This window comes from Sphingopyxis granuli NBRC 100800, from assembly GCF_001591045.1.
Taxonomy (GTDB): Bacteria; Pseudomonadota; Alphaproteobacteria; order Sphingomonadales; family Sphingomonadaceae; genus Sphingopyxis; species Sphingopyxis granuli.
Window position 1 is genome coordinate 20,741 of record NZ_BCUA01000046.1, and the last position, 9,253, is coordinate 29,993.

Below are 9,253 nucleotides of genomic sequence, written 5' to 3' on the forward strand. Positions count from 1 at the left end.
GCCAGGCTTGATGGTCACCGCTCACAGGCGAGGCGGTCGCCGCGGCGCCACCGAACCGGCTCGATCCACTGGCCCGCGAAGGCTCCAGCCTTGCTTCTCTGCGCGGCGGCAAAGGCTTCGGTATATTGCTTCGCGCGCGCCGGATCGGTTTTCAGGAATTCAGGTTGGGGAATGGCAAGGCCCGCGCGGATCAGTGTCTCTCCAAGATCGCGGCCTTTCACGGTGACAGTCGCCACCGGCCGGCCATAACTGAAGCGGCGAGTGAGCCGGATCTGGGCGTCGGCTTCGCCTAGGACCCGCGCGGCATGATCCTGCGCCGCCTTGCCACATTCCCAGCACGACTGCGCCCGTTCGCAAAGCTGACGGCGCTCGAACGCGTCGACACCGAGAAGACGGAAATCGGCTGCAATCGTGTCGCCATCGAGCGCCCGGGCCGACGCGGTGAAACCCGGCTCGCTGAAGGAGGCGCCCTGGACGTCGCAGGTAGAGACAAGGAGGATGAAACACAGAAAGCGGTACATCCGATATCTATGACAAAGGGTGCGGATCTTTACCATTGCGTCGATCGCAAAGATCAGTCGGCCGGAAACCAGCCGAGCGTCGGGGTGCGCGCGTCAGCGCGGCTTTCGAACTCGGCGATGTCGGCGATGGTCCAGATCTTTCGGGATCCGCGGGCAAGGTCCGCGTAGCCGCCATAGGTGCGGCCGCCATGCTTGATAAACTGGGCGTGGATGGACTGGGTTGCCGCTTCGGAGAGGAAGAAGCCCGCAGCGCCCCTGATATATTGCGGCGGAAGGACGCCTATCATCGCGTCATAAAAACGGCGCGTGATCCGGTTGAGTGGGAATGACGCCAATATTTCGGCCAACGAGCGTTCGAAATAGGTGTCGGTGGGCTCGACGATGGCGTCAGGATGGCGATCGCGGTGGCGCACCAGAAGCGCGGCAGCTTCCTCCCTGCTGTGTGCGTGGTCGAGGGGGAATTTCGAAGACCGCGCAGTGATGTAAAAGTCGGTGCCCATGGCGGATCCTTCCAGCTTGCAAGAATACACGCCTTTCCGCCCCCTCCCCTCTTGCGATGGATCGTGATCGTCGGGATCACAGGCGGGCCGCGCGTGCCTTCAGGCGACCATCTCAAGAACGATCAGGCCCGCCGACGCAGGGTCGGTAGAGACGCGGAAAGGCTGCAGCGGGTCGCTGGTGCGCAGGATGCTCACCTTGGTCTGTGAATGATCGAAAATCCGGCCGGCGACCCGCAGGGCGTTCTCGCGACTGCAGAGCAGCCCGCGCTTGGGAGACAGGCAGTTCCTGTCGATGGCAATGGTCATGGCATGATCCCCTTCTTCACGAGGATATTTGGACTGGCGTTCAGGCGAACAGCGTCGTGTGGACTTTGGTGACCGGCACGATCGTCCAGGCGCGATGCATAAGGCGGTTGATGCGGTAGAAGCAGCCATTTTGCGGATCCCGAAGCACCCACCTCCGGCCGCGCTTGCAGACGACGAATTCCTGCGCAACATTGCCGTCAGTAAACGTCAGCGGCTCGGGAAGCCGAATGCGATCCCCGTCCGAAAGTTTGCGTGCGCGAAGCACAAGGTTCGCTCGGCAGCGGGCGCGCCAGTCGAGCGCGTACTCGTGGTCTGTCGGGCTGAGCAGTTCAAGGATCGCGGCGGGGCAGTCGGCCTCGCATGGGCCCATATTTTCGCTCATATCCTTGTACCCGAACTGATGGCCGTCGCGCGAACGCGGGTTCCAGCGCACCAGGCACACCACGGCGAAGACGATGCCGGGAATGCCGTCCATGATTTCCTGCGCCGCGGCGTAATAGGTCCGATTTCCCGGACAGGAGGAGGCGAGCACCCTGAGGCCGCGCTTGGTGCCGTCCTCAAGAGTCTTTTCGTACGTCAGTTGAGCGTCGAGATAGGATTTGGCGGTTTTGTGGCCGCCCATCGACGTAAACGGCATGAACAGCCATCCCATGATGTGGTCCTTTCTTGTGTTGAGAATTTGGCCGCCGCCTGATCCGCGGCAGCAGGATCGTCAGGCAGCAAGCGCCGGTGCAGGCACGGCCGCTTCGTCGCGAGCGGCATCGGCTGCGACACCGCCGAAGCTCTTGAGATAGGCGAAAGCCTGCTCGGCCTTGGCGGCGGCATGGATGATGGCGGATTTGTCACCGCGCAGGATACCAAGCCAATGCCCGACATAGCTCGCATGACTGTCATGGAGGACATTCGGCAGACCGAGGTCCGCGCAGCACAGCCCCGCGCCGATCTCCGCAACTAGTTCTTCGAACGCATAAGCCTTGTCACCGAAGCGCTTACCGAAGGTCCGTGCGAGCCGGCTGGCATGGCCCGACCAATGGACTACTTCATGGCAGCGTGTGGACGCGTAATGGTCCATGCTGCGAAAGGCCGTTCGGTTCGGCAGCTGGATATGATCGAAGGTCGGGGTAAAGTAGGCTTGGTTTCCGCCATGGCGAACGTCCGCAGGGATGGCCGCGAAGAAGGCGTCGATCGCCGCCTGCCGCTCGGACGGCACCAGAGGCTGCTCCGTTTCGTCAGAGGGATAGAAATAAGGTGGAAGGCCGTCGATCTGATCGGCGTTGAACACGATATAATGGCGCAGGAACCTGATGCTCCGCTCCACTTGCCGGCCGGTTTCAGGATGCTCCTCGCACTTCTTGAACGAGGAATAATAGACCGAGAGCGCGCCGGTCTCGCCCTTGCGGACGTGCCCGCCCAGCGTTGCCGCCTGGCGCCAGGTCATCCAGTAGCGCGAACGATAGCCCTGGGCATCGCCGAGCGCCCACAGATAGAGTGTATTGATGCCCTGATACGGCGTTCCGCAATGACGCACAGGCCGCCCCCCTGCCCCGTTCGACCGCCAGGGCCTCGACCATGGCGGGACTCCCTCTTCGAGCTTGCGGATGATGAGGTCAGTGATTTCCGCGGCGACGTCGCGGCTTGTGCGTTTTGGAGCGGACATGGCAGGTCTCCAGGCGGAATAAGAAAATGCCGCCGACGCACACGCGCGCCGGCGGCAAGGCATCCAGGAGGGGGTGACGTCACGCCGCGAGGACGTCCTGATCCGGAGTTCCCGCGTCGGCCTCAATCTCGCCGGCGTCAGCCGCGTCCGCCCCTTCCGCATCCTCGATATCAGTGGTCGCCTGATCTTCAGGATCGCCCTCGACGGGTTCGAGGTCGTCCGCCTCGGCCTTGTCGAGGAAGCGCATGGCGTCCGGGACCCAGGCGAGCGCCGCATCCCGCACCTCGGGCTCGACGATCGCTTCGCCTGCGAACAGCTTCGCGCACGATTCCGAGATCTCCGATTTCTTCATCGTCGCGTGACGCGCGGTGAGCGCCGCGCCGCCGACATCGGCCAGCAAGGTCAGGATCGAGCCCTTGCTGATCCGATCGAAGAAGTTCTCCGAGGTCGGCCGCCACCAGCTTGCGACATCGACGTCCATGATCGTCGCCAGCCGGTTGTGGAGCGGGCATTGCTCGGCGCGATAGGTCGCCTTCGCTTCCAGCGACATCGCGACGATGTAGGCGAGCCAGGCAGCCTTGCTGTCGTCGTCGAGCGCCCGGAACGCCTCGAACCGATCGACCTCGGACTTGTGCTCCAGCCAGCTCGCATCGAGCCCGTCATGGGTCTCGGCGAGATAGCCCCGCGCGCGTGTCGCCGGCTGCTCGCCGCTCACCGGATCCTGCGGCGAGCGGGCACGAAGGGTCGAGCCATAAGCGCTGAACGTGCTGGCGCGATCGTCGATCATGACGAAGAGCGCATAGTCGAGCGCCAGGGCCGGATGGCTGAGCAGAGTCGCTGCGAGCACGTCGCGCCGCTGCATCGCCAGCTCGTCATACAGCCGGGCGCTGAGCGGCTTGCCACCCGGGGCGATCGCCTCGGGCGGCGGCGCTGGCGGCGTGTGGCTGCTGCCCGAGCCGGCCGACCCGTCACCGCTGGCGTCATCACCGTGGTCGTCCTCGCCGTCGTCTCCCGAACCGCCGACGCGGACCGGCTCCTCGCTATAATATTCGGTGTCGAGGACCATCTCGCCCCTGGGCGTCAGCTTGAGGAACGCGCCGACGAGCGGCTTGATCTCGTCGGGCAGCACCGGCGGGATGTTGTGGAGCGTGTGCTCTTCCTCGGCCAGGACATCATATTCCTGGTCGAGCGCCTTGTAGGCGTCCTCATCAATAGACTCGTCGTCCATCTCCTCGGCGATGACTTCCTGGCGCTGCGCAATCGCTTCGAGCCGAGCCAGCTGCTCCTCGGTCAAGTCAGGCTGCGGCAGGATCACCCGGTAGAGGCCCGCCGCCGCGCTATGCGTATAGTTCGAGGCGATAGGCCGGATCCAGGCAAGACCGAGCTCTTCACCGACACGCTTGGCCTCCGCTTCCATGATGTCGGCCGCAAGGCGCTGCGCGATCTCGGGGTTCACCCACTTGTCGCCGCTGTAGCTGAAAAGGTCGCGGTCGATCTTGCCGCCAGCCTCGGCATAGCGGTCCTCGCCGACCAGGATCGCGACCGGATCGGTCGATTTCATCGTCTCATTGGCGATGACGCGGCGGATGGTGTCGGCATTGGCATAACCGGTGCCGTAGCTGTTCCAGACGAGGAGCTGCTTCTCCTGGTTTTCGGTCGAGGCATAGGCCTTGGCGACGTCAAGGGTGATGGTGCCTTCGCTCAGGGCTTCAAAGATCGGCTCGGCCAGCGTGGCGAGACGCAGGCGACCTTCGACGAACCGGCGGGTCAGGCCAAAGCGCTTCGCCACGCCGTCGATATCGTTGTTGAGGCCGATGAAATACTGGAAGGCGCGGCATTCCTCGGCCGGCGTCATCTTGAGCTGATGGAAGTTGGCGGCCGTCGAGGTCTCGGACAGCGTCGCCTCGTCGCCCACCAGCACCTTGACGGGAACGTCATAGTTCTCGGCGTCGATGACGCCCCGCTCGGCGAGCAGCAAGAGGCCCCGCAAGCGGCGGCCACCATCAAACACCTCGAAGGTGCCGCGGGGCTTCTTCACCGGCGTGACCAGCAGATTCTGCAGGACGCCGCGGGCTTCGAGATCGGCGGCCATCTGTGGAATCTCCAGCAGGTCGTCGGGCCGCCTGCGGACATTGATGGGAGAAAGCGTAAGCTTCGAGAGCTTCACGGTCGTGGTCATCGGAGGAACTCCTTTTGGCATCCGGATCAGCCCGGACACCAGCACCACTCCCCCTTCCCTCTCGAACCTTGGGGCGCCGCGCGGGCGCAATGCAATGGAGTCCATCAAATTGTAATTGAACCGAGGGGCGTCCCAACCGAGTGTTCTGTCAGGCAGCCATAGGCGTTGGCTTCTCCTTGATGCGACTCATGACGGCGGTGGAAGGCTGCTGCTGCGGACAGCACGAATACATGGGCGTGGCTTTTATCCGCCGCACAACCTAAGTTCATTGCCTTCTCTTCCAGCCTCGAGAGAGTAAGATTTGCGTTGACCTTCACGACGCTCCGATTGAACATGCCGCAATGGCAGGGTGGCGATGAACCCGCCTATCGCTTCGGTTCTGAGTTGCTGCGTTGGCTTGCCCCGCCACATGACGGCCCAGAGGAAAGCGTGGAGGTTCCCGAAGCCGACGGAAATCCCCCACCGGTGGACCATGGCATCAAGTGGCGCGACGCACTGCTGTCACAGGCAAGGGCAGCGCGCGAAGCTATCGAGCGGCATGCGCCCGACCGGATTGTGACGCTTGGCGGCGACTGCCTGGTCGATCTTGCGCCGATGGCTTACCTGAGCCGTAGATATGGTGAGAAGCTGGGGGTGCTCTGGCTCGATGCCCATCCCGACGTGATGAGCGCCGCCGAATTTTCGCACGCCCATGCCCATGTGCTTGGCTTGCTGCTTGGCCGGGGCGACGAGGCTTTCACGGCCGAAGTGCCCCGCAAGCTGGACGCCCGGCAGGTGATGATCGCCGGCATGCAAGGGTGGAGCCCGGATGAAGACCCGATCCTGAAGGATCTGGGCGTCCGGCATATCCCGCCCGCCGCCATTGCTGACAGCAGCCGGCCGGTCCTCGACTGGATCGCGGCCGAGGGGCTCACGCATCTCGCGGTGCATTTCGATCTCGATGTCCTCGATCCGGCACATTTTTCGTCACTGCTGTTCAACAGGCCGGGGATGTCGGAGGGGGCCTTCGATGGCATCGAGCAAGGCCGGATGCAGTTGGAACAGGTGGTGCGCCTGCTGAAGGATGTCGACGCGGCGGTGGATATGGTCGGCCTTACCATTGCCGAGCATCTGCCTTGGGACATGCTGCGCCTGAAAAACAGCCTCGCCGAGTTACCCATCATGAAATCATGAAACTCGCTGTGGGCTGAAACCGCCCCCGCGTTTCGGGATATCGATTGCGCACCACCCGTGAAACCATCCTCGGCGCGTTGGACAGGCTGCCCGGCACGGCGCGGCGACGCTCTCGCGAGTTCGAGGTGACACCCGCCGCTAGAGCGCGCTGCGTTAAATCGGATGCAGGTCGCGCGCTCTAAGCTTTTGTTGTCGCATCGTTTTAAGCGGAAAACCGGTTCCCACTTTTCCGCACGATGCTCTAGCCATGCTTCAATCTGAATGTAACAAACTTGTCCTGTGAGAGCGGCGCCGCCCGCCGACCATACGCGAACAGATGCCGTCAATGACCAGTGAAACCTGCGGCGCCGACCGTTTCGGTGACATCTCGTGCCTGGTGCAGAATGCAAACCAGCTGCGCTTCGTCATTCAGGATCGGAACGGACACCGTATGCCAATAGCGCTCGAGAAACCGGCTATCGGGACCCTGCAGGTCATAGCGCTGTGCTTTCATGACATGCTGGCGCCGTGCCTGCGCCGCGATTCGGATGGAATCGAACAAACCCGCGACGCCGGTCGCATCCTCGAGATCCGGATTGTCCGGAAAGACGTCAAAGAGCCTTTCTCCGGCCACTTTGTGGCGCTCGGTATAGGTGATGGCAGTATGCGCGTCGTTGACGTCGAGGATTCGCATACCAGCCCTCGGGTCGATGATCATCGTAGGCTCGACGGCGGTCTCCGTCAGGCGGTGAAAAAGGCTCCGATCCCGTGATGATAAGGAACCGAATTCAATAGGATATCTCTGTACGCCAAGCGCAGCGGCATTGAGCAATGCAAGCTCGCGTTGAATGGAACGGATCTGCCGCAGCAGATAGGCGCGCTCGGCGTCAGCAACGCCTGCATCCAGGCGAACCCTGAATTTCTTCAAGTTTTCGCGCAGGATGAAGCGTTGCATATTACGCCCTTAAGGTTTTAATTGTGCCCACTTCTTCTCAACTTCTCCGACCCCGAGAAGTTTCACCGATTCACTCACATCTGCAACGCAAAAATACACTGGATCATCGTAGCCCAATACGAACTGCTTGGGATGGACTTGCAGGCGATGTCGCCTTCACCGGCTTGTCAGCGCTGTTGCCTTGTGCCTGGACTGTCGGAGAGCCATCAACTTGGGTTCTCGAAGAGGCGAGACAAAATGATCTCGGATGATGGCAGCGGCACGAAAATCCGCGTGCGATACTGGATCACTTCGGTGAAGCAGCCCAGAGATTTCAGCCAGGGCAGGCGATCATGCGGACAACCGACCAGTTCGATGCGCTGCGAACCGTTGACGATCGAGCGCTTGATCGTGAGCGGGAACGGTTGCGAGACATCGATGCTCCGCCCCGCCGAGACCGCCTTGACCACCGCATCTGGCGATACGGTTTCCGTGCGGTCGATGCCGAGCCTGGTGAAGAGCTGGGGAACGTGATCGTCGAAGACAAGACGGCCCAGCCATGAGCGCCCTTCCCCGTCGACGATGCGGTTGACCGCAAGGTGGTCGCTGGGCAGCGCCGACCAGATGGGCAGGAGCAAGCCCGTGGCCAGCCGGATCGTCTCGCTGTCGACGGTCTGGCGAGCCGCCGCCACTTCCTCCGACCAGGTCGCGCTGAAGGTCTCGCGTGTCACCTCTTCCCAGGAGGATTCGTAGAGGTCGTCCTCTCGCATATATTCGTTGCGCGTCGGCCGCATCATCTCGACGCGCGGAATAGGCGTGCCTTCCTTCTCCTCCATCAGGGCCCGTGCCCTTGTGCGAAGCGCGGACTTGCCCGACTTGCGGTTGATCATGAAGGCGGCGCTGGCGTCGCCATCGGCGATCCGCAGGATGCGCTCCAGCGAGACCGGGTTGCGGCGGCGCTCGATCTCGATGGTGAGCAGGTGCGACGTCGCCCCGGTGAGCAGATCGGTGCGCAGCACGACGTCGTCGATGAGTGTTGCCCGATCGACCAGGATCGTTTCGACCCCGACATCAAGGCGCCCCGCATCACGCGCCGCCGAGACTCGCGTCTCGATCAAGGCGAGGAACTCGTCGAAGATGCTGTTCTGGAGAGCGATCGGAAGCGCCAAGATGCGGTTGAGCCAGCGTTGGATGGGCGGCATCTCGTCCTTGAGGACGCCATCCTTGTCGACCAGTTCAAGGCCGGTGCGATGCTGGAACTCGTCGAGCGTGGTGCTGGCGAGCTTGCCCGCGGCCAGCAGGTCGAACCAGCTCAGGAGGGCAGCGCAGGCATATTCGCTCTCGAGATTGTCGGCGGGGTCGAACAGCCCCTGCCCGCCGGTCTGGCGCTGGCCGCGCGTGAGCGCCCCCAGACTGTCCAAACGCCTTGCGATCGTGCTGGTGAAGCGCAGCTCGCCCTTGCAGTCCGTGGTCACCGGGCGGAACAGCGGCGTGGTCGCCTGGTGCGTGCGGTGGGTGCGGCCGAGGCCCTGGATCGCGCGGTCCGCGCGCCAGCCGGGTTCGAGGAGGAGATGGACGCGCTGCTCCTGGTTCGCCGCGTCGAGCGAGGCGTGATAGCTGCGTCCTGTGCCGCCGGCATCGGAGAAGACGAGGATCCGCTTGCGCCCTGCCTGGAAAGCGGCGGCTTCGGCCTGGCTCGTGCGCGCGGACCGGCTTTCCAGTTTCTGCCGGCCGTCGCTCGCCGTGATCAGGCGCTTGGTTCGGCCGGTGACCTCGGCGACGGTGTCGTGCCCGAAATGTTCGAGCAGGGCATCGAGCGCCGACATGATGGGCGGCATCGCGCAGAGCCTTTCGATCAGTTCGGCCCGCGCCGCCTCGGCTTCCGGATTGTAGACCGGGTCGCCGTTCTCGTCGGTCATCGGCAGCGACCGCGGCGTGCCGGTGTCATCCTTGAAGATCTGCATCTGCCGCGTCGGGAAGGCGCGCTCGAGATAGTCGATGATG

Annotated in this window: 9 protein-coding genes; 1 reads left to right on the forward strand and 8 read right to left on the reverse strand. The window is 63.2% G+C overall.

The features are described from left to right. Positions 1 to 14: 14 nt before the first annotated feature. From SGR02S_RS11885 to SGR02S_RS11910, 6 genes are all read right to left on the reverse strand, one after another. Positions 15 to 521 (reverse strand): thermonuclease family protein, encoded by a 507-nt coding sequence (locus SGR02S_RS11885; RefSeq protein WP_067109834.1) that lies wholly within the window; start codon positions 519 to 521, stop codon positions 15 to 17. 53 nt (positions 522 to 574) lie between these two features. Next, entirely contained in the window at positions 575 to 1,021 is a 447-nt protein-coding gene (locus SGR02S_RS11890; RefSeq protein WP_067109837.1) for a hypothetical protein, read from the reverse strand. Between the two features lie 99 nt (positions 1,022 to 1,120). Then, positions 1,121 to 1,327 (reverse strand): hypothetical protein, encoded by a 207-nt coding sequence (locus tag SGR02S_RS11895; RefSeq protein WP_067109840.1) that lies wholly within the window; start codon positions 1,325 to 1,327, stop codon positions 1,121 to 1,123. A gap of 40 nt (positions 1,328 to 1,367) precedes the next feature. Further along, positions 1,368 to 1,979, reverse strand: a complete 612-nt coding sequence (locus SGR02S_RS11900; protein WP_067109844.1) for a DUF6927 domain-containing protein — start codon at positions 1,977 to 1,979, stop codon at positions 1,368 to 1,370. Positions 1,980 to 2,039: 60 nt separating this feature from the next. Further along, positions 2,040 to 2,984, reverse strand: a complete 945-nt coding sequence (locus tag SGR02S_RS11905; protein WP_067109847.1) for an ArdC family protein — start codon at positions 2,982 to 2,984, stop codon at positions 2,040 to 2,042. Positions 2,985 to 3,063: 79 nt separating this feature from the next. Then, on the reverse strand, positions 3,064 to 5,163 hold the full coding sequence (locus SGR02S_RS11910; RefSeq protein ID WP_067109850.1) for a ParB/RepB/Spo0J family partition protein: 2,100 nt from the start codon (positions 5,161 to 5,163) through the stop codon (positions 3,064 to 3,066). A gap of 306 nt (positions 5,164 to 5,469) precedes the next feature. On the opposite strand from SGR02S_RS11910, the gene SGR02S_RS11915 reads away from it, so the two are divergent. After that, positions 5,470 to 6,336, forward strand: coding sequence for an arginase family protein (locus tag SGR02S_RS11915; RefSeq protein WP_067109857.1), 867 nt, complete (start codon positions 5,470 to 5,472; stop codon positions 6,334 to 6,336). A gap of 322 nt (positions 6,337 to 6,658) precedes the next feature. Here the strand turns inward: SGR02S_RS11915 and SGR02S_RS20080 are convergent, their stop codons facing one another. Together SGR02S_RS20080 and SGR02S_RS11925 are read right to left on the reverse strand one after the other, a co-directional pair. Further along, positions 6,659 to 7,270 (reverse strand): PAS domain-containing protein, encoded by a 612-nt coding sequence (locus tag SGR02S_RS20080; RefSeq protein ID WP_156483064.1) that lies wholly within the window; start codon positions 7,268 to 7,270, stop codon positions 6,659 to 6,661. Positions 7,271 to 7,476: 206 nt separating this feature from the next. Further along, the coding region (locus SGR02S_RS11925) for a strawberry notch C-terminal domain-containing protein (protein WP_174521656.1) at positions 7,477 to 9,253 on the reverse strand (1,777 nt) is incomplete at its 5' end.